This is a genomic window from Catenuloplanes sp. NPDC051500 (genome assembly GCF_044454585.1).
GTDB lineage: Bacteria > Actinomycetota > Actinomycetes > Mycobacteriales > Micromonosporaceae > Catenuloplanes.
In genome coordinates, this window is the sequence record NZ_JBITDX010000008.1 from 237,060 (window position 1) to 254,543 (window position 17,484).

The 17,484-nt window shown below is 71.8% G+C and carries 17 protein-coding genes; 6 read left to right on the plus strand and 11 right to left on the minus strand.

Going from position 1 to position 17,484, the window contains the following annotated elements; genetic code table 11:
* Window positions 1-105 precede the first annotated feature (105 nt).
* The 3 genes from ACIA8K_RS18665 (at window position 106) to ACIA8K_RS18675 (ending at window position 4,776) form a co-directional block, all read left to right on the plus strand.
* Window positions 106-1,800 (plus strand): glycerol-3-phosphate dehydrogenase/oxidase, encoded by a 1,695-nt coding sequence (locus ACIA8K_RS18665; RefSeq protein ID WP_396060445.1) that lies wholly within the window; start codon window positions 106-108, stop codon window positions 1,798-1,800.
* Window positions 1,801-1,981: 181 nt separating this feature from the next.
* On the plus strand, window positions 1,982-4,570 hold the full coding sequence (locus ACIA8K_RS18670; RefSeq protein ID WP_396060448.1) for a hypothetical protein: 2,589 nt from the start codon (window positions 1,982-1,984) through the stop codon (window positions 4,568-4,570).
* A 17-nt stretch (window positions 4,571-4,587) separates the two neighbouring features.
* The gene (locus ACIA8K_RS18675) at window positions 4,588-4,776 is read left to right on the plus strand and encodes a hypothetical protein (RefSeq protein WP_396060451.1); all 189 of its coding nucleotides are present in this window, start codon (window positions 4,588-4,590) and stop codon (window positions 4,774-4,776) included.
* Here the strand turns inward: ACIA8K_RS18675 and ACIA8K_RS18680 are convergent, their stop codons facing one another.
* From ACIA8K_RS18680 to ACIA8K_RS18700, 5 genes are all read right to left on the minus strand, one after another.
* Window positions 4,777-5,775 (minus strand): hypothetical protein, encoded by a 999-nt coding sequence (locus ACIA8K_RS18680; protein ID WP_396060454.1) that lies wholly within the window; start codon window positions 5,773-5,775, stop codon window positions 4,777-4,779.
* Window positions 5,776-5,849: 74 nt separating this feature from the next.
* Entirely contained in the window at window positions 5,850-6,569 is a 720-nt protein-coding gene (locus ACIA8K_RS18685; RefSeq protein WP_396060456.1) for an enoyl-CoA hydratase/isomerase family protein, read from the minus strand.
* Complete coding sequence (locus tag ACIA8K_RS18690) at window positions 6,566-7,189, minus strand: L-threonylcarbamoyladenylate synthase (RefSeq protein WP_396060459.1); 624 nt, start codon at window positions 7,187-7,189, stop codon at window positions 6,566-6,568. The genes ACIA8K_RS18685 and ACIA8K_RS18690 overlap by 4 nt, the downstream gene beginning before the upstream one ends.
* A 33-nt stretch (window positions 7,190-7,222) precedes the next feature.
* Window positions 7,223-8,101, minus strand: a complete 879-nt coding sequence (locus ACIA8K_RS18695) for an alpha/beta hydrolase fold domain-containing protein (RefSeq protein WP_396060462.1) — start codon at window positions 8,099-8,101, stop codon at window positions 7,223-7,225.
* 16 nt (window positions 8,102-8,117) lie between these two features.
* Complete coding sequence (locus ACIA8K_RS18700) at window positions 8,118-8,387, minus strand: hypothetical protein (RefSeq protein WP_396060464.1); 270 nt, start codon at window positions 8,385-8,387, stop codon at window positions 8,118-8,120.
* Between the two features lie 105 nt (window positions 8,388-8,492).
* Here ACIA8K_RS18700 and ACIA8K_RS18705 point away from each other — a divergent pair, with 105 nt between their 5' ends.
* Window positions 8,493-8,945 carry a MarR family winged helix-turn-helix transcriptional regulator gene (locus ACIA8K_RS18705; RefSeq protein ID WP_396060467.1) on the plus strand — a complete coding sequence of 151 codons (453 nt, stop codon included), beginning with the start codon at window positions 8,493-8,495 and terminating at the stop codon, window positions 8,943-8,945.
* Window positions 8,946-8,977: 32 nt separating this feature from the next.
* Here the strand turns inward: ACIA8K_RS18705 and ACIA8K_RS18710 are convergent, their stop codons facing one another.
* From ACIA8K_RS18710 to ACIA8K_RS18725, 4 genes are all read right to left on the minus strand, one after another.
* The gene (locus ACIA8K_RS18710; RefSeq protein ID WP_396060469.1) at window positions 8,978-10,072 is read right to left on the minus strand and encodes an AAA family ATPase; all 1,095 of its coding nucleotides are present in this window, start codon (window positions 10,070-10,072) and stop codon (window positions 8,978-8,980) included.
* A gap of 112 nt (window positions 10,073-10,184) precedes the next feature.
* On the minus strand, window positions 10,185-10,664 hold the full coding sequence (locus ACIA8K_RS18715; RefSeq protein WP_396060472.1) for a MarR family winged helix-turn-helix transcriptional regulator: 480 nt from the start codon (window positions 10,662-10,664) through the stop codon (window positions 10,185-10,187).
* 165 nt (window positions 10,665-10,829) lie between these two features.
* Window positions 10,830-11,717, minus strand: coding sequence for a hypothetical protein (locus ACIA8K_RS18720; RefSeq protein ID WP_396060474.1), 888 nt, complete (start codon window positions 11,715-11,717; stop codon window positions 10,830-10,832).
* A 383-nt stretch (window positions 11,718-12,100) separates the two neighbouring features.
* Window positions 12,101-12,346, minus strand: a complete 246-nt coding sequence (locus tag ACIA8K_RS18725; protein WP_396060477.1) for a DUF559 domain-containing protein — start codon at window positions 12,344-12,346, stop codon at window positions 12,101-12,103.
* A gap of 63 nt (window positions 12,347-12,409) precedes the next feature.
* On the opposite strand from ACIA8K_RS18725, the gene ACIA8K_RS18730 reads away from it, so the two are divergent.
* Window positions 12,410-13,219: a S1 family peptidase gene (locus ACIA8K_RS18730; RefSeq protein WP_396060480.1), complete on the plus strand. Its 810-nt coding sequence runs from the start codon at window positions 12,410-12,412 to the stop codon at window positions 13,217-13,219.
* Between the two features lie 3 nt (window positions 13,220-13,222).
* Here the strand turns inward: ACIA8K_RS18730 and ACIA8K_RS18735 are convergent, their stop codons facing one another.
* Together ACIA8K_RS18735 and ACIA8K_RS18740 are read right to left on the minus strand one after the other, a co-directional pair.
* Complete coding sequence (locus ACIA8K_RS18735; protein WP_396060482.1) at window positions 13,223-15,406, minus strand: hypothetical protein; 2,184 nt, start codon at window positions 15,404-15,406, stop codon at window positions 13,223-13,225.
* A gap of 95 nt (window positions 15,407-15,501) precedes the next feature.
* Window positions 15,502-16,470: a diacylglycerol/lipid kinase family protein gene (locus ACIA8K_RS18740; RefSeq protein WP_396060485.1), complete on the minus strand. Its 969-nt coding sequence runs from the start codon at window positions 16,468-16,470 to the stop codon at window positions 15,502-15,504.
* Between the two features lie 105 nt (window positions 16,471-16,575).
* On the opposite strand from ACIA8K_RS18740, the gene ACIA8K_RS18745 reads away from it, so the two are divergent.
* Window positions 16,576-17,406 carry an ABC transporter permease gene (locus tag ACIA8K_RS18745; RefSeq protein ID WP_396060487.1) on the plus strand — a complete coding sequence of 277 codons (831 nt, stop codon included), beginning with the start codon at window positions 16,576-16,578 and terminating at the stop codon, window positions 17,404-17,406.
* Window positions 17,407-17,484 lie beyond the last annotated feature (78 nt).

The window sequence follows — 17,484 nt, forward strand, 5'->3', positions numbered from 1 at the left end:
CGGGTGAACGCCCGCCCCCGAGGACGGCGTGGTGAGCACGGCAGGAGCCGGGAACGGACAGCGGCGTACCGTAGCAAGATTTTGATCTTGATTGGTGGTTGCAGCATGACGGATCTGTCACCTGCCGCACGTGTGGCCGCGCTCGAAGCGCTTGCCGACGGGCCGGAACTCGACGTGGTGGTGATCGGCGGCGGCGTGGTCGGCGCCGGGTGCGCGCTCGACGCGGTCACCCGCGGGCTGAGCGTCGGGCTGGTGGAGGCGCGCGACTGGGCGAGCGGCACGTCGAGCCGGTCGAGCAAACTGATTCACGGCGGTCTGCGCTACCTGGAGATGCTCGATTTCGCGCTGGTCCGGGAGGCGCTGCGCGAACGCGGGCTGATCGTGTCCGTGCTGGCCCCGCACCTGGCGCGGCCGGTGCGGTTCCTCTACCCGCTGCGGCACCGGGCCTGGGAGCGGGCGTATGCGGGCGCGGGCGTGCTGCTCTACGACGTGCTTGCGCGCCGCGGCGGGCTGCCACCGCACCGGCACCTGACCCGGCGGCAGGCGTTGCGCACCTGCCCGGCGCTGAGGAAGGACAGCCTGGTCGGAGCGCTGCAGTACTCGGACGCGCAGCTCGACGACGCGCGGCACACGATGTTCCTGGTCCGGACCGCTGCCGCCTACGGCGCTCACGTGGCGTCACGGACACGGGTGATCGGGTTCCTGCGGGAGGGCGCGCGGGTGACGGGCGTGCGGGTGCGGGACCTGGAGTACGACCGCGAGTTCGACATCCGTGCCCGGCAGGTGATCAATGCGACCGGCGTGTGGACCGATGACACGCAGGGACTGGTGGGGGAGCGTGGGCAGTTCCACGTGCGCGCGTCGAAGGGCATCCACCTGGTGGTGCCGCGCGACCGCATCCAGTCCTCCACCGGGCTGATCCTGCGGACCGCGTCGTCGGTGCTGTTCGTGATCCCCTGGGGCCGGCACTGGATCGTGGGCACGACTGACAGTGACTGGGCGCTTGACAAGGCGCACCCGGCCGCGTCCCGCAAGGACATCGACTACCTGCTTGCCGAGGTCAACCGGGTGCTGGCCCGGCCGCTGACACGCGCGGACGTGGAGGGCGTCTATGCCGGACTGCGTCCGCTGCTGTCCGGCGAGTCGGAGTCGACGTCGCAGCTGTCCCGGGAGCACACTGTGGCGTCGCCGCAGCCGGGACTGGTCGTGGTCGCCGGCGGAAAATATACGACTTATCGTGTCATGGCGGCGGATGCGGTGAACGCGGCCGCACACAACCTCGGCGGCGCGATCCCGCGGTCCGTCACCGCGCGGGTGCCACTGTCCGGCGCCGAGGGCTTCGCCGCGCTGTGGAACCAGCGCCGTGGACTGGCCGCCTCCTCCGGCCTGCACGTCGCCCGGATCGAGCACCTCCTCGGCCGGTACGGATCACTGATCCACGAGGTGCTGGCGCTGATCGCGGCCGACCCTTCGCTCGGCGCGGCGCTGTCCGGCGCCGACGACTACCTGCGCGCCGAGGTCGTCTACGCGGTGACGGCCGAGGGCGCCCGCCACATCGAGGACGTGATGACCCGGCGCACCCGCATCTCGATCGAGACGTTCGACCGGGGACTGGAGGCGCTGCCGGAGGTCGCGTCGCTGATGGCCGGCGCGCTGGGCTGGACCGACGAGCAGACCCGCCGCGAGATCGAGCACTACCGGCTGCGCGTCGAGGCCGAACGCGCCTCCCAGGAGGAGCCCGACGACGAGACCGCCGACGCGACCCGGCTGGGCGCCCCCGAGGTGGTGCCGCTCGCATAGTCGGCGTCGGGTCGGCTGCACGGCCGCTGATATTCCGCTGAGCGTCCCTTGTGTCCGGGGCGCGAAACGTGGTCGGGTGGATCACAATGTTGTAGGCGGATGTGTGCGGAGCGGTGGGAGGGACGATCGTGGCCCCGGCAATAGTCCATCGTGGAATGTTGCGTGGCGGAGTCGTCGTCTAGTGGCGGAGCCCAGCCGTCTCGTCCGGGTGATCGGCGCCGCTGACCGGCCGCTCGGCTACGTGATCGCGGACGGCCTCGTGCTGACCGCGGAACACCACCCGGGCCGGCTCGACGACGCGGTGGAGGTCGAGGGCTACCCGGGGCATCCCGGGTCGACGCCGGGCCGGCTGATCTGGTCCGACCCGGTGATGGAGGTCGCGCTCGTCGAGGTGCCGGCCAGCGCGGGGGAGACCGGCTGCCCGGCCACCAGGTTCGGGCGGGTGCTGTCGTCCGGGACCGAGCTGGTCGTGTCCGCGCTCGCGCTCAGCCCGCCGGTCGCGGAGATCCCCGCACAGCGCGCGCCGACCGCGGCGGACGCCAACGTGCGGCCGATCGGGACCGCCCGGCCCGCAGGACCCCAACCACGGCCGGAGTGGGCCGGCGGGCCGACCCGGCAGACCCGGATCGTGACCGGGCCACCGGACCCGATCTCCGCGCTGCGGCGGCTGGAAGCGTTGCAACTCGACCTTGACGAGCACGTCGAGGAGGAGCCGCCCGAGCCCGAGGACGAGGAGCTGCCGGTCGCCCTGTCCGGCCGGGTCCGCGTCTCCGACGGCCTCTACCAGCTGGAACTCGACACGGACCCGCTCCCGCCCGGGCTGGCCGGCGCGCCGGTCTTCGCGAACGGTCTGCTACTCGGCGTGATCACCGACGACGCGTACCGGCCGGGCCGCCGCTCGCTCTCGCTGGCCCCGGTCTGGCGGCTGCTGCGCGACCGCACGTTCGCCCGGCCGGTGGGCAGGTTCGCCAAGCGCCCCGCAGTCACCGAGCCGGTCGAGCTGGCGTACGCGCTTGTCGACCCGTACGCCGGCCCGGACCGGATCGTCACCCGCGCGGCCGAGGGCCCGTACCCGCCGCTGCTCACCGCGGAGGCGGCGGTGGTGCCGTTCCGCGGCCGGGTCCGGGAGATCCGCGACCTCACCGCCTGGTGCAACGCGGAGGACCGCACGGTCCACATGCTCATGCACGCGCCGTCCGGCGAGGGCAAGACCCGGCTCGCGGCCGAGCTGCTCACCCGGCTGCGCGCGCAGGGCTGGCTCGGCGGCGTCGCCGGGGACCTGCGCCGCCTGATCGCCGGGCTGGACGCGGTCGACGGCCCGATCGCACCTACCCTGATCATCGTGGACGACGCGGAGTCCCGGCCGCCCGCGCTGCTCGCCGAGGTGCTCGACCGGCTCGCCATGGGCCGCCGGGCCCGGGTGCGCGCGCTGATGCTGTCCCGGTCCGCGGGCGCCTGGATGTCCGGGCTCTCCGACCGGACGAGGCTGGCCGGCATCCGTACCCTCGCGCTCGGCCCGCTCTATCCCGACCCGGCCCTGCGCGCGGCCGAACAGCGCCGCGCCGCCCGCGCGTTCGCCGAGGTCTTCGACAGGGGCATGCCCGGCCGCCCCTACACCGCAGTGGTCGAGCAGTCGCCGCGGCCGATGACCGAGGGCCTGCCCGCGTTCGCCCACGCGCTGACGCTGCAGGCCGCCGCGCTGCTCTGGGCAATCGGCCGGCCGCTTCCGGACGCCGGCCGCTACTACCACGACCCGCTCGCCGCGCTGCTCCGCCACGAGGACCGCTACCTCAACCGGGTCGCGGACCGCCACCGGATCGCCCCCAACCGCGCGGCCCGCACCCGGCTCGTCGCGATCGCCACGCTCTTCGGCGCCGCCACCGAGGACGAGGCCCGCACGCTGCTCGGATCCCACCACGGCGCCGGCGACGTGGACGCCTGGCTGGCCGACCTCTACCCCGCGGAGCGCGGCGGCCGCTGGCGCCAGGTCCGGCCCGACCTGGTCGCGGAGGAGCTTGTCGTCCGCGCGCTGCTGCCCGCCGGCGCCCCACTGCGTGCCGCCGACCTCGCGCTCTTCGTGCCCAGAGCCGCACACCATCAGCGGGTACGCCTGCTCACGCTCCTGACCAGCGCCGCCGCCCGCCACCCCGCGCTGGCCGGCGTGCTCCGCGACCTGGTCCGCCGCCATCCCGACGCGCTCGCCCCCGCGGTCCCCGAGGTGCGCACCCGCGTCCCCGACCCGGCCCCGCTGCTTCGCGCGTTCGCCGACGTCGGCCCGATCGTCCCCACCCCCGCGCCGCACGCCGCGACGCTGCCCCCACCCGCCCCCGACCGCCTGTATGCCTACGTGGCGTCCGCGACCAGCCGCGGCCTGGCCTGGTGGCGCGTCCTCTGCGAGGTCGACGCCCCCTACCTGCGCCTCAAGGCCACCACGTCCGCCCCGGACGGCCCGCTTATCGTCGCGTCGATCGCCTGGCTGGGACGATCAAAGGCCCACCAGGGGGTACGCCCCGCGCCCCGCCCCGACGAGTGGCACCAGTTCGAGATGGACGCCCCCACCGAGGCCGTCCTCGGCTCCGTCTCGGTCGTCGGCGACCGCAACTTCCCCACCCCGGCCATGCTGCTGGTCTCCCCGGAGCCGCTGACCGTCCCTCCGGTCCCGGTCGGCCGCGTGACGGACTCGGCCGCAGCTCAGCTGGGCCGGGCGCTGAGCACGCTCCCGCTGGCCCGCCCACCCTCCGCCGACGCCCCGGACCCGTTCTACCGCTGACCGGCGTCGTAGCGTGGGTGACGGAGGTGGCGCCGCCGCTTGTGTCGTTCCGGTACACCTACCGCTTCCCGGACGGCGCGGAGTTGACCTCGGATTCGACGCTCCGGTTCCGTACCCTCGACGAGCTTGAAAGATCTTTGCGGAATGCGGGCTTCACGGTACGGGACGTGCGTGACGCCCCGGACCGCCGAACCTGGAGTGGGTGATCATGGCACAGCGGTGAGCTGATCGTCGTAGGTCTGCAGGCCGGCGACCGGCCAGGAGGTGTAACCGGTTGGCCCGTCGGGCAGCTCGACCGCGCCGGCGCCATAGTCGAGCGCGAGTTGCAGCGTCGCCTTCCACAGCGCGGCCGGGCACGGCGACTGTCCCTCGCAGATCTTCGCGGCGGTCGCGGTCTGGTAGGAGATCGGCCCACCCTTCGCCGCGATATATTCGTACATTTCCACGTAAGTCGCGGGTCGATCCGGGTCAAGCGAATTGTTGCCGAGCACGCACCGCGCCCCAAGCGTCGTCCGGCAATAGTCGATCATCGTCTTGGTGAACGGCAGGTCGACCCGCCCGGTCCAGGTCGTCTCGTCGATCCGCTGGAACGGGTTGAACGCCAGGTAGGCGCGCGTCCGCTGCCACACGGCGTGCGCCTCGATCTCGTCCCGGTGGCACTCGTCGTCGGCCGCGGCCGTATACCCGGCGTCCTCAAGCGCATCCCGGTTCAGCGCGAGCTGGCCGATATGCCGGATGTACGGTTCCGCGAACTCGGTCGTGCACCGCGAGACCGCGACCTCCCGCAGCCGGGAATCGCCGTCATACGCCGCAGCCAGCCGCTGCTGCAGGTCCCGGTAGGCCGCATCGAACGCCGGCTCCCAGAAGTGGCCGATCGTGCCGATCTGCGCGCCGTCCGCGTACCACGGCATCGGATCGGCGCCCTTGAGCCAGGCGGGCGCGTCGACGCCGGCGGTGATCCGCAGCCGGACCGAGGTGCCCCCGGCCAGCGCCGCGTCGATCGGGGCCGTGTTGAGCGTGCCGGGCGCGGGCTGGAGCTGTGACCAGGGAAGCCGGATCACGAAGGTGTCGACGACCGGCCGGTACGCCGTGGGCGCGGGCCCGTTGCGGTCGGTCAGCCCTTCGACAGGAGCCTTCAGATCGTCGGCGAGCACGGGAACACTCAATGCGAGCAGCGCGGCGACGGCCGCCAACCTGATCACCATCAATGCATTCTGCACGCCGCCGGACCCGGACGGAACCATCGGTTCGCCGTGGAGTACCCGGCGAACCGCGATCGTCAGAAGACCGCCGGGCGTCGTGCGTGGAAGGCGGCCACGCCCTCGGCGCGGTCCGGGCTGGACACGCCGATCTCGTGCCAGTGTGCGACGAGCGCCGGATCGTCCGACTCCACGAACGCCTTCGCGGCGGCAAGTGACATCGGGGACCGGGACGCGACGGTCGCGGTGAACTCGGCCAGCCGCTCCGGCGTGGCGAGCTCGTTGACCAGGCCGAGCTCCGCCGCTCTCGGCGCGGGGACCGGATCGCCGGAGAAGATCAGGTACTTCGCCACGGCCGGGCCGACAAGCGCGGTCAGCCGCCGGGTGCTCGCGGACGGGTAGACGATGCCCAGCTTGCCCGGCGGCACCCCGAACACCGCGTCCGGCGCGGAGAACCGCAGGTCACAGGCGACGGCGAGCTGGCAGCCGCCGCCTATCGCATAGCCTTCGACATAGGCGATCGTGGGGTGTGGGAACGCGGCGAGCGCCGCCTCCGCGCGGGTCACGATCGAGTCCTCACCGCCGGGGTACGCCTCCGCGATGTTCGCCAGGTCCGCGCCCGCGCAGAACGTGCCCGCCGCACCGCGCAGCACCAGCACCCGGGTCCGCTCGCGCAGGCCGTCCAGCAGGGGTGGGAGCGCGCGCCACATGTCCGCGGTCATCGCGTTCCGGTTGCGCACGTTGGTGATCGTGACCGTTGCTACCGGCCCGTCTTGTGTGAGCTCCAGCGAGCCGGTCATGCTTCGAACCGTGACGGATCCCCCGCACCGACCCGCAGCACCTCCGGCACGTCCTCCGACAGGTCCACAACTGTCGTCGGGACCACGCCGCACTCGCCCGCGTCCACCACCGCGTCCAGCTGGTGGTCCAGCCGCTCCTTGATCTCCCAGCCCTGCACCGGCGCCTCGTCCTCGCCCGGCAGCAGCAGCGTGGTCGACAACAGCGGCTCGCCCAGCTCGGCCAGCAGCGCCTGGGTGACCGTGTGGGCCGGCACCCGTACCCCCACGGTCTTCTTCTTCGGGTGCAGCAGCCGCTTCGGCACCTCGCGGGTGGCCGGCAGGATGAATGTGTAGCTGCCCGGGATCGCCGCCTTCACCGACCGGAACACCGCGTTGCTGATGTGGACGAACTGTCCCACCTGCGCGAAGTCCCGGCAGATCAGCGTGAAGTGGTGCTTGTCGTCGAGCCCGCGGATCGCCCGGATCCGCTCCAGCCCTTCCCTGTTGCCCACCAGGCACCCGAGCGCGAAGCACGAGTCCGTCGGGTAGGCGATCAGGCCGCCCTGCCGCAGGATCGCCACCACCTGCTGGATGGTCCTGGGCTGCGGATTGTCCGGATGCACGTCAAAGTACCTCGCCACCCGCGAAGCCTACCGCCGCCCGCGGCGCCACGATCAGAAGCCTTGCTCTTCCCGCGCACGCGGTAGCCGGGGCTCGAAGAACGCGACGATCGCATCGAGTACCTGCAGCACGCTGCGGGTCGTGTAGAAGTCGTGGTCGGCAGCGTCGTGCTCGTGGAACACCACCTGCACTCCGGCCGCCCGCAGCGAGTCGGCGAGTTCGCGGCCCTCCGCGGCGAGCGTGTCGAGCGCGCCGGTTTGGATGATCGTGGGAGGCATCAGCGCGGCAAGCGACGGATCATGGCGCGGCGAGGCCAGCGGCTCACGTCGCCGCCCGGCGTCCGGGAAGTAGCTCCACTGCACGAAGCGCTGCACGAACGGGCTGATCGCTGCCCTGTGCCCGGGGGAGGTCCGGTCGGCGCGCGTGGCGTCGGTGAACGGTACGACCAGGGAGACCGCCACCGGCCGCGGCCCCAGCTGGCAGATGTTGATCGCGAGCTTCGCCCCGGCGCTGATGCCCGACAGCAGCAGGCGTTGCCCATCCCACCCCCGACCGCCGGAGCGCGCCCACTGTGCGACGTCAAGCATCTGCTCCTCGGCGACCGGATAGCTGACCGCCGGCGCGGTGTCGTAGTCGGGCAGCACCACCACGACGCCGAGCCGCGTCGCCAGGTGTTGCGCGATGTGCAGATCTTGCTCCGGGTGCCGGTTCACGAAACCGCCGCCGTGCAGGTGGAGGAGGACCGGCGGGTTCGGGTCGCCGGCGCCGGGACGCTGGACGACGCAGCGCACCGGGCCGTGCCGGGTCGGAACTGACACGGTCTCCCGCGCGGGCGCGCCGGCGATCAAGGCGAATCGCGGGGACGGCACCCGGACGCGGCTGCCGAGGTGCGCGAGTGCCCAGAAGACGGGATTGAACGGCCTGCGGCTCATCGGCGTCTCCAGGGGTTCAGCGGTGTTCGCGTACGCGGTCGACGGGCCATCCGATGAATTCGGCGATCTCCTCGTCCGGAGTCGATTCGTCCACCGCCCACTCCTCCAGGACCCGCCGCAGCGAGCGCGGGACACCGGGAGTGACGACATCGCCGTCGTGGGAGGCCACACGGGCGCGGCGGGCCAGATCGGCGAGGAAGGGCGCCCGCAGGTACCGCCGGACGTGGTCGCGGGCGGCGTCACCACCCGCCGTCGGGCGGTTCCCGGCGCACGGGGATCGTCTCATGGCAGCTCCTCATCCCGGTACCGAGAGTTACCTAGATAAACTAGATACCGGAGGTGAGAGTTAGCTAGAGAAACTAGCAACTAGTTGCGTGATTTACTTCTCGCCATGACCGACGACGAGAGGCTGTACGGCACGCTCGATCCGACCACGCTCGCCGTCCGCGACCTCATCGGCGCCTCCCGGCAACTCGTCGGGCGGATGGCCCATGTGATGGGCATGAACCCGAATGACATGTCCGCAATCGACGCACTGACCCGCAACGGCCCGATGGGCGTCGCCGAGCTGGCCGACCGCCTCGGCATCCGCTCTGCGTCGGCCACCGTCATGGTCGACCGCCTGGAACGGGCCGGCCACGTCGCCCGTACCAGGGACGGCACCGACCGTCGCCGGGTCACCGTGACCGAGACGGAGACCGCCCGGCAGGTCACCCAGCAGGTCTGGGGCCCGGTCATCACCGCCATCGACCAGGCCTGCCGCGATCTGCCCGAGCCGGACCGGGAGACCGTCCGCCGCTTCCTCACCCACCTCACCGACGTGGCGCTGCGCGCCGCTCAGTGACAGCCGACTGCCGGCATCGGGCGAGTGGACCGTCAGCGTTTCGGCCACTGCCAGGGCGGGCCCTCGAAGCGGCCCAGGCCGGCGACCCGTGTCTCGCCCTCCTCCTTGACCAGTTCGATCACCTGCGCGTCGTCCGCGAGTGCGGTCAGCTCGCGCGCATGCGTCACCACGATCACCTGTGAGCGGGTCGCCGCCGTCGTGATCAGGGAGGTGAGTGGGGCCAGCAGGTCGGGGTGGAGGCTGGTCTCGGGTTCGTTGAGGACGAGCAGCTCGGGTGGGCGCGGGGTGAGCAGGGCGGCGACCCAGAGCAGGTAGCGAAGCGTGCCGTCGGAGAGTTCGGGCGCGTTGAGCGGGCGGCGCAGGCCGGGCTGGTGCAGGGCGAACGTGAGGAGGCCGCTGTCCTCGCGGCTGATCGAGAGGTGGCTGCCGGGGAACGCGGCGTCGACGGCCTCGTGCAGCGTGGCGGCCACGCCGATCTCGATGATCGTCTGGAGGGCGGCGGCCAGGTCGGCGCCGTCGTGGGCGAGCACGGGCGTGCGGGTGCCGATGATGCTGCGCCGGGCCGGGGCGTCCGCGTCCGTGCGCAGGTGGTCGTAGAAGCGCCAGCGGCGGATCCGCTCGCGGGCCATGATCAGGTGCGCGTCGGCGTATTCGCTGAGCATGCTGTCGAACGGCGACACCGCTTCGAGCGCGGGTTCCGGGCGGCCGCGGCCGTTGCGGACCGAGATCAGCGGGCCGGCGCGGTCGACGAGCAGCGTGGATGGGCGGAGCAGCGGGCCGGTCCAGAGCGCCTCGCGTTTGATCTCCGGGTCGGAGCTGAACTCGGACGAGCTGGGTGCCGGCAGCCCGAGATCGATCGCGTAGCCGATGTCATCGCCGGCGAATCCGAGCCGCAATGCCACCGGGCCGCTGCGACCCGGGCCGGCCCAGAGCGTGGACTTCAGGCCGCCTTCGCGGGCCAGTGCGGCGACCGCGCCGTTGCGGGCGGCCTCGGCGAGCAGGCGGAGCGCGCGGTACAGGCTGGACTTGCCGCTGCCGTTCGCGCCGGTCACGACCGTGAGTGGCGCCAGTTCGACGGTGAGGTCACGCAACGAGCGATAACCCTCGATCGCCAGGGTACGGATCATCGCTTCTCGGCCGACTGCGAGGGATACGCCATCCCGCATTCAACCATGGGCCGATCTAGGGCGGTCCGCCCTAGATCATCCCCCCATCTGCAAGGCCCCCCGTGCAGGTGTGTCAGGCTGCCGCGACCGGTCGGCGCGCCAGCAGGTGAAGCGCGCCGAGGAACTGCTCACGCGAGTCCTCGTCGAGCGACGCAAGCGTCTCCTCCTCGGCGGCCTCCAGGCCGGCCGACAGGTCGGTGAGCACGGCGCGTCCCGCGTCAGTGATCACCAGGCGGCGCACGCGACGATCCGCGGCGGACAGGTGCCGCTGAAGCATGCCGGCCCGCTCCAGGTCGTCGATGCGGTCGGTGACCACTGTGCGGTGGATGCCGAGGCGGTTGGCAAGCGAGATCTGCGTGCCGTAGTCGCCGGCCGACACCGCGGCCAGTATCTCGTAGCCGTGCTGTCCGCCGGGCGCGGTCGCGAGGACCGCGTCGGCGCGTGCAAGGTAGTCACGCAGGACGGTACGCAGCGCCCAGCCGAGACCGGCTGAGGAGGGCGGCGGTACATGCCGTGCGGGAGCGGGTCGTGGAGTGAGCGAAATGCGCTGCACGGTCGATTCCTCCTCGTGCGAATGTGCCGGGCTTTCTGCAATTAGGCCCGCGCGGTGTTGACGACCTGTTGACGAGCGATAGGCGCCTCACGTTCGAAGGGTGTCGTAAATACAGCAAAAAAGCCCGGAACGCCGATCAGGGCGTTCCGGGCTCGTTACTCAGAGTCAGTTTTCGTCGTCGTCCTCGTCGTCCGCCTGGGCGTGCTGGGACACGGGCTTCGCAAGCGGGTGCTGGGGCTGCGCGTGCTGGGCCTGAGCGTTGGAGTGCTGCGCCGCCTGGGCCTGAGCCTGCGCCGCGGCCTGCGCCTGGGCGGCCTGGACCGCCTGCTGCGCCTGGGACGGGATGGCGGCCGGCGCGGTGTCCGCCTCATCGGCCTCGTCGTAGTCCGCGTCCTCAGTGAGACCGGCCTCGACCTGCGGCTGGTCCACCCACAGCGCGCGCAGCTGGCCCTGCATGAACGAGGTCAGCCGCCCCCGGTACTCGCGGTCGAACTGCTCCAGCGCCTCGATCTGGTCCTGCAGCGACTCGCGCTTCGCGCCGAGACTGCCGACCACGTCGTCGAACCGGCGCTGCGCCTGCTGACGGGTGTGCTCCGCGTTCTGCTCCGCGTGCGCCTCGATGGTCTTGGCCGAGGCGCGGGCGTCCGCGACGATCTTCTCGGCCATCCGGTGCGCCTCGTCGACGCGCGCCTGTGAGTCGCGGGTCATCCGCTCGGCAGCGCTGCGCGCCTCCGCGACGGCCTTGTCGGCCTCCCGGCGCACGTTCTCCGCGTGCTGCTCCGCGGCCGCGGCGATCTGCTGCGCCGCGGCGGCCGCATCGGCGCGGATCTTCTCCGCCTGGGCCTGGGCGCTCGTGATGTGCACCTCGGCCGTGCGCTGCGCCATGGTCAGGACCTGAAGCGCCTGGCCGGGCATGGGCGGGCCGCCGGCGGGGCCGCCGAGCTGGGCTGCCATCGCAGGCATGATCTCGGGGTGCTCCGAGGTCGTGCTGTCAGGCATTGCGTTGCCGTTGAACATCACCTTGACACGATCCTTCATCCGATTGTCAGCCACGGCCTTCTCCGTACGTGTGGGCTCATACGCGCGGCTTCGTGCCGACGAGACGCCGGTGAAACGGGCCTTGAACCGCGGCATGTTACCAAGCCGCTGACACCTAATGCGAGTGTCGTTCTGACCGTATTCCCGCTATCGTCACAGCGCGATCCCGCAACCCCACTCATATCGCTGCTGACCTGCTCCAACCCCTCAAAAGCGACGTCCGTGCGCGCCGGGCGGACGCCCGCCGTGCACCGTCCGGTGGACAGCCGCGGAATTCATCCGATGGCGAACTCCGTGCCGGAATCAGATCAACATCGAAACCATTCACAGGCCGATGTCCCACTCCCGCCGGACTCACGTCCCGCGGCTCCCGCGGCCACCATCCCCGTCGTGCCAGGTCAAGAGCGGCGGGCGTCACCACCCCGGTCAGGCTCGCCCGGTCGCCGCTGCGACAGTGCGGTGCGCCGCCGGCGGGCCGCGGCGATGGTGCGGGCGGTGTCGGCGGGCGTGCGGAACACGTCGTCGGCGGTGAATCGGAGGACGAGCCAGCCCGCCTGCTCGATGCGCCGTATGCGGGCGATGTCCTTCCGGAAGGTGTCGCGGTCGCGGTGGTGGTCACCATTGCGGGTGGCCCGGCCAGGCATCGTGTGGCGGGGATGAGGAGGATGGGATTGGGCCCACCATGAGCGCGGTGCCACGCTGCGTGGATGAGACTGGTCGCCGCTGCCGCCCTGCTCCTCACGCTGATCATCGCCCCTGCCGCCCCTGCCGCCGCCTCCGCCGACCTGGACACGCTGCCCGGCACCGCGTGGTGGACCGACCCCGCGACCGGGGTCCGTATGGTCGCGGTCGACGCCTCGGTCGCCGCCCGCGATGTCGACAGGCTGGCGCGGCGGGCCGTGACAGTCGTCCGGGAGCCCGGCGTGCGGACCAGGCACGGGGCAGGTGGCGACGTGCTCTACAACGGGTCGTACCGGTGCACGATCGGCTTCAACGTGTCCAACCCCGCCACGCCGAACGTCTACTACTTCATCACCTCCGGCCACTGCGTCGGCGCGGTCGGCAGCCCGGTCCGCAGCGGCCCCGGCGGCACCGTGATCGGCACCGTGGTGCAGCGGCTCGACTCGCGGGACTTCGCGCTGGTCCGGTACACGCCGTCCTCGGTCACCCGGCCGCCGAGCGCGGTCAACCGCTACAACGGCACGCTCCAGCCGATCACCACGTTCGGCACCGCGTTCGTCGGCCAGCAGGTGCAGCGCGCCGGTAGCACCACCGGCCTGCGCGGCGGCACGGTCACCGCGCTCAACGCGACAGTCAACTACGCGGAAGGCACCGTCTACGGGCTGATCCGCACCACTGTCTGCGCCGAGGCGGGCGACAGCGGCGGCCCGCTCTTCGCGGCCACCGTCGGCCTCGGCCTGACCAGCGGCGGCTCCGGCAACTGCACCACCGGTGGCATCAGCTACTTCGCCCCGGTCACGCCGCTGGCCGCCAACTGGTCAGTCGGCCCCTACTGATCCTTACGTCGCCACCCAGCCGGTCTCCGGCTTGTCCGCGGACTCCTTGACGAACAGCCGGGGTCCGGGCGCGGTGCCGATCCGCTGGTAGACGTCGCCGATCAGGCCCGGCACGACGCCCTCGGGCGCGACCTCGCCGACCAGGACGCGGCCGCCGCCGAGCGCGCCCGCCCCGCTGACCATCAGCGCGCGGCCGGGCAGGTTCGTCAGGCCGGTGACCGGGCCGCCGTCGTTGAGCGCGCAGACCGGGGTGCCGGTGAAGTCGGTGCCGGCGAAGTGCACGGCCGCGGCCGCGCCCCGGATCGTGTTCGCGGTGACCGAGACCGGGCCGAGCGGGTGCCGCGCGACGATCTGCACGCCCTGCTCCCACCGGCCGGTGCCGCGGACGCCGATCGTGTTGCCGCGCACCGACACTCCGCCGGTCGGGCCGGCCTCCGCACGCAGCTCGACCGCGGGCCCGGCGTTCCCGGCCGCGATCAGCAGGTTGTCCACGACGGCCACGTCCTCGCTCGAGTCGACGCGGATGCCGACACCGGTGATCACCTCGCAGAGGTTGCCGGTGATCAGCGCGCGGTCGACCGGCCGGTCGTTGACCTGGCTGACCAGGATCGCGGCGTTCGTCGTACCCCCGATGGTGTTTCCGTAGATCTTGATTGTGTCGCCGCCCCGCTGCACGTGGACCACGGGCCGCGCCGGAAGCACACCGCTGAACACGTTGTCCACGATGGACATCGCTTGTACGTCGGTGCTGAAGAGCGTGCCGCCGTCGACGCGGTTGTTACTGAACGTGACACGCCGGGCCGGGTCCGGGCCGGAGACGCCGGAGAGCGCGACCGCCACCGTGGACGTCCGGTGCACGATCACATTGCTGTCGATCACGATGTCGGCCGGGCCGCCCTCGCCTGTCGGTTCCAGGTCGATGGCCGCGTCAGTGCTCGGCGCGCTGACGTCGAAGTGGCAGTCTCGGACCCAGACCGCACGGGTGCCGCGCTGGAAGCCGACGCCGGTCCGCTTGTTCTGAATGAACCGGCAGTGCGAGACGACGACCTGTTCGACCAGCTCACCGGGATTGCCGAGCAGGCGCAGCCCGTCGCCGGCGGTCTGGAAGAACCGCACGTCCTCGATGATCGTGTCGCGCGTGCTCCGATTGAGGTTGATGCCGTGCATCTGCTCGTTGACAGTGGCCTGCGTCAGGTACGCACCGTGGACGGACATGTCGCGGAAGCGCAGCCCTTCACAGCCGATCGTCTCGATCACGTGCGTGTCCCGGTCGCCGAGCTCCTGGCCGGGCATCAGGCTCAGGATCGTCGCGCCCGGCCCGGCACCACGCAGCGTGACGTTCCGCAGCCCTTCGAAGCGCAGCACGCCGCCACTGCGCACCGGCGTCGCGGGCCGCTTGAGGTCGTAGACGCCGGGCGGCAGCACGATCTCGGCGCCGGAGCGCAGTGCGGCCTGGAGATCCGGCAGGCTGTCGTTCCGCCACACGTCCGCCTGGCCGCCGCTTACCGCCCGCGGCGCCGGATCGCGCAGTTCCAGCCGGTTGCCCGGGGACGGCGCCGCCGTGACCACGCTCCGGAACACGCCCGCGCCGGCCAGGGTAAGCGTCTTCCCGAGGTCCGCGTGCGAGAAACGGGCGGTCGCGCTCTCCACCGCGCGCCCGCCGACAGTCACCGCACCGTCGGTCACAGTGCGATCGCCGAGGCCGAGCGTCAGCCCGGTGCGGGTGTGCCTGGCGTATCCGGAGAGCCCGGCCCGCTCCGGCGCGTTCAGGTGCGCCTCCACACCTGTGACGTCGGCGGACGCGGCCTGCGCGAGCGTGAGCGTGCCGTCGTCGACCACCGCCACCACGTCAGTGACCAGCACGCCACCGCCCGGACCGGCCCCGGCGACAGTGATCCGGCGTCCGGCGTGCTGGGGCCGGAACGGCGGCCGGTTGACGGTGCCGTCGCTGGAGACGGTGACGATCGTGCCCCGGAACCGCGGGCTGCCCGCGGTCATCGCCGCCTCCGGCACCACTTGATGCTGATCGAGCGCGGTGATCGTCGCGGTCAGGTCGGCCGCGCCCGGGATCGCGATGTTCTTGCCGACCGCGAAATCGGTAAGTCCGCCGTCGGCCACGGCGAGCAGCCGCTCGCCGTTCACAATGGACACACTGCGCAGGAAGAGTCCGTCACCGATGAGAGCCATGGCATCCACCCTCTGCCCGGGACAGAGATGCGGGCGCGCTCAGTCCTTGATCCGACCTCAGCCCACCGCCTGCTCCGGACCCTCCCCGCAGTTTGTCAGCCGGCGGAGGTGAGCCGCTTCGCGCGTTCCGCGACCGCGTCGACGTCCTCGGACAGGTCGGGGTGGTCGGCGGGCTCGGGGACGCACAGCCAGAGGGCCTTGGGGAGGATCTCGGCGTGCAGGCGGGTGCCGGGGTCGATGGTGTCGCCGTCGAGCTGGCGGGGCTCGGCGTGCGTGGCGATGATCTCGACAGTGGCGGCGCGGAACACCTCAAGTGAGGGCACCCGCTCCTTCCGCCGCACGATGCCCCAGCCCAGCGCCACCCACTGCGGCAGTGAGCGCGGCGACAGCACGGCCACGTCAAGTTTGCCGTCGGCCGGGTCGGCGGCCTCGAGCAGGCGCACGCCGCCCTGGAGGCGGCCCACGTTCGCGATCAGCACGGTACGCGCGCGGCGCCGGATCGGCGGGCGGTCGTCGATGCGGATGGTGACGCGCATCGGGCGGTCGCGCAGGTGCTTGGCCGCGCCGATGATGTAGGCGGGCCAGCCGATCCGCTTCTTCGTGGTCTCGGACGTGGAGTCGAGCATCTTGGCGTCGAAGCCGAGGCCGGCCATCACCGCGAAACAGGAGCCCTCGGTACGGCCGACGTCCAGCCGGCGCAGCCCGCCCTCGATCGCGACCCGGAGGCCGGTGTCCAGGTCGGCGGCGAGGCCGAGGTTCGCGGCCAGCAGGTTGCCGGTGCCGGCCGGGAGGATGGCGAGCGCCACGTCGGTCTCGGCGAGCGCGGTGACGCAGGCCATGACCGTGCCGTCGCCGCCGGCCGCGAAGACGACCTCGGCGCCGTTCTCCATCGCCTCGGTGGCCTGGCCGCGGCCGGGGTCCTCGGGAGTGGTCTCGTACCAGGTGGGCGCGGGCCAGCCGGCCGCGTCGAGGGTGCGGGTGACCGTGTCCCGGAAGGCCTCCAGGTCGGGCACCTTCGACGGGTTCACCACGACCGCGCAGGCGGCGGGGACGTTCAGTTCCATGGGTGCGTGTTCCTCCAGGTCGCAGGCGGTCCCTGCATACCCTGCCGGATGGCTTCGCACACCCGCCCATTGCCTAATCCCAAGTAGTCCTATAGGAATATACGGGTGACCGCTGTGCTTGAGTCCGCGGCGCCGACGACCTCCGTCGGCGCGCCCGCGGCCACGAGGAAGAACCGGAAGCGTCATCTCGCGCTCCGGCTGCTCGCCGTCGTCGTGCTGCTCCTGCTCTGGGAGTTGACCGCCCGGCTCATGCGGAACCCGACGTTCATCCCGTCGCCGGCCGCCGTGTGGGAGCAGCTGGTCAAGACCTCGACCGAGGGATACAGCGGACATCTGCTGATCGAGCATCTCGGTGTGAGTCTGCGCCGCATCCTGATCGGTTCGCTGATCGGAGTCGGCGCCGGCCTGGTGGTGGGCGTGGTGATGGGCACCGTGCGCTGGGTGCGGGTGGTGGCCGAGCCGGTCGTCACGTTCGTCCGCGCGCTGCCGCCGCTTGCCTATTTCAGCCTGTTCATCATCTGGTTCGGCATCGACGAGACGCCGAAGCTGTGGCTGCTGTCGATCGCGGCGTTGCCCCCGGTCGCGGTCGCCACCGCCGCCGCGGTGCACGCGGCGCCGACCGGGCTGGTGGAGGCGGCCAGGGCGCTCGGCGCCGGCCGGGCCGAGGTGGTGCGCGACGTGGTGCTGCCGCACGCGTTACCGGAGATCTTCACCGGCATCCGGCTGGCGGTCGGCATCGCGTACTCGTCGGTGGTCGCGGCCGAGACGATCAACGGCGTGCCGGGCATCGGCGGCATGGTCCGTGACGCGCAGCGTTACTCCCAGACCGACGTGGTGGTGCTCGGGCTCTTCGCCATCGGAATCTCCGGCCTGCTCATCGACGCGCTGCTGCGTCAGGCCGAGGACCGGCTGGTCCCCTGGCGCGGGCGCGTCTAAAACCATCAGAACACCGATCAGAGGGTACGAGTGTGAGCTCCTTCAAGCGTTTTGTGGCAATTGCGACGATAACTCTGG

Excerpts from the sequence above, each read along its gene's own strand:
- ACIA8K_RS18700 (WP_396060464.1), bottom strand. The coding sequence starts at position 8,387 with ATGAGACGATCCCCGTGCGCCGGGAACCGCCCGACGGCGGGTGGTGAC.
- ACIA8K_RS18695 (WP_396060462.1), bottom strand. The coding sequence starts at position 8,101 with ATGAGCCGCAGGCCGTTCAATCCCGTCTTCTGGGCACTCGCGCACCTC.
- ACIA8K_RS18740 (WP_396060485.1), bottom strand. The coding sequence starts at position 16,470 with ATGGAACTGAACGTCCCCGCCGCCTGCGCGGTCGTGGTGAACCCGTCG.
- ACIA8K_RS18705 (WP_396060467.1), top strand. The coding sequence starts at position 8,493 with ATGACCGACGACGAGAGGCTGTACGGCACGCTCGATCCGACCACGCTC.
- ACIA8K_RS18725 (WP_396060477.1), bottom strand. The coding sequence starts at position 12,346 with ATGCCTGGCCGGGCCACCCGCAATGGTGACCACCACCGCGACCGCGAC.
- ACIA8K_RS18710 (WP_396060469.1), bottom strand. The coding sequence starts at position 10,072 with ATGATCCGTACCCTGGCGATCGAGGGTTATCGCTCGTTGCGTGACCTC.
- ACIA8K_RS18665 (WP_396060445.1), top strand. The coding sequence starts at position 106 with ATGACGGATCTGTCACCTGCCGCACGTGTGGCCGCGCTCGAAGCGCTT.
- ACIA8K_RS18685 (WP_396060456.1), bottom strand. The coding sequence starts at position 6,569 with ATGACCGGCTCGCTGGAGCTCACACAAGACGGGCCGGTAGCAACGGTC.
- ACIA8K_RS18730 (WP_396060480.1), top strand. The coding sequence starts at position 12,410 with ATGAGACTGGTCGCCGCTGCCGCCCTGCTCCTCACGCTGATCATCGCC.
- ACIA8K_RS18735 (WP_396060482.1), bottom strand. The coding sequence starts at position 15,406 with ATGGCTCTCATCGGTGACGGACTCTTCCTGCGCAGTGTGTCCATTGTG.
- ACIA8K_RS18680 (WP_396060454.1), bottom strand. The coding sequence starts at position 5,775 with ATGGTGATCAGGTTGGCGGCCGTCGCCGCGCTGCTCGCATTGAGTGTT.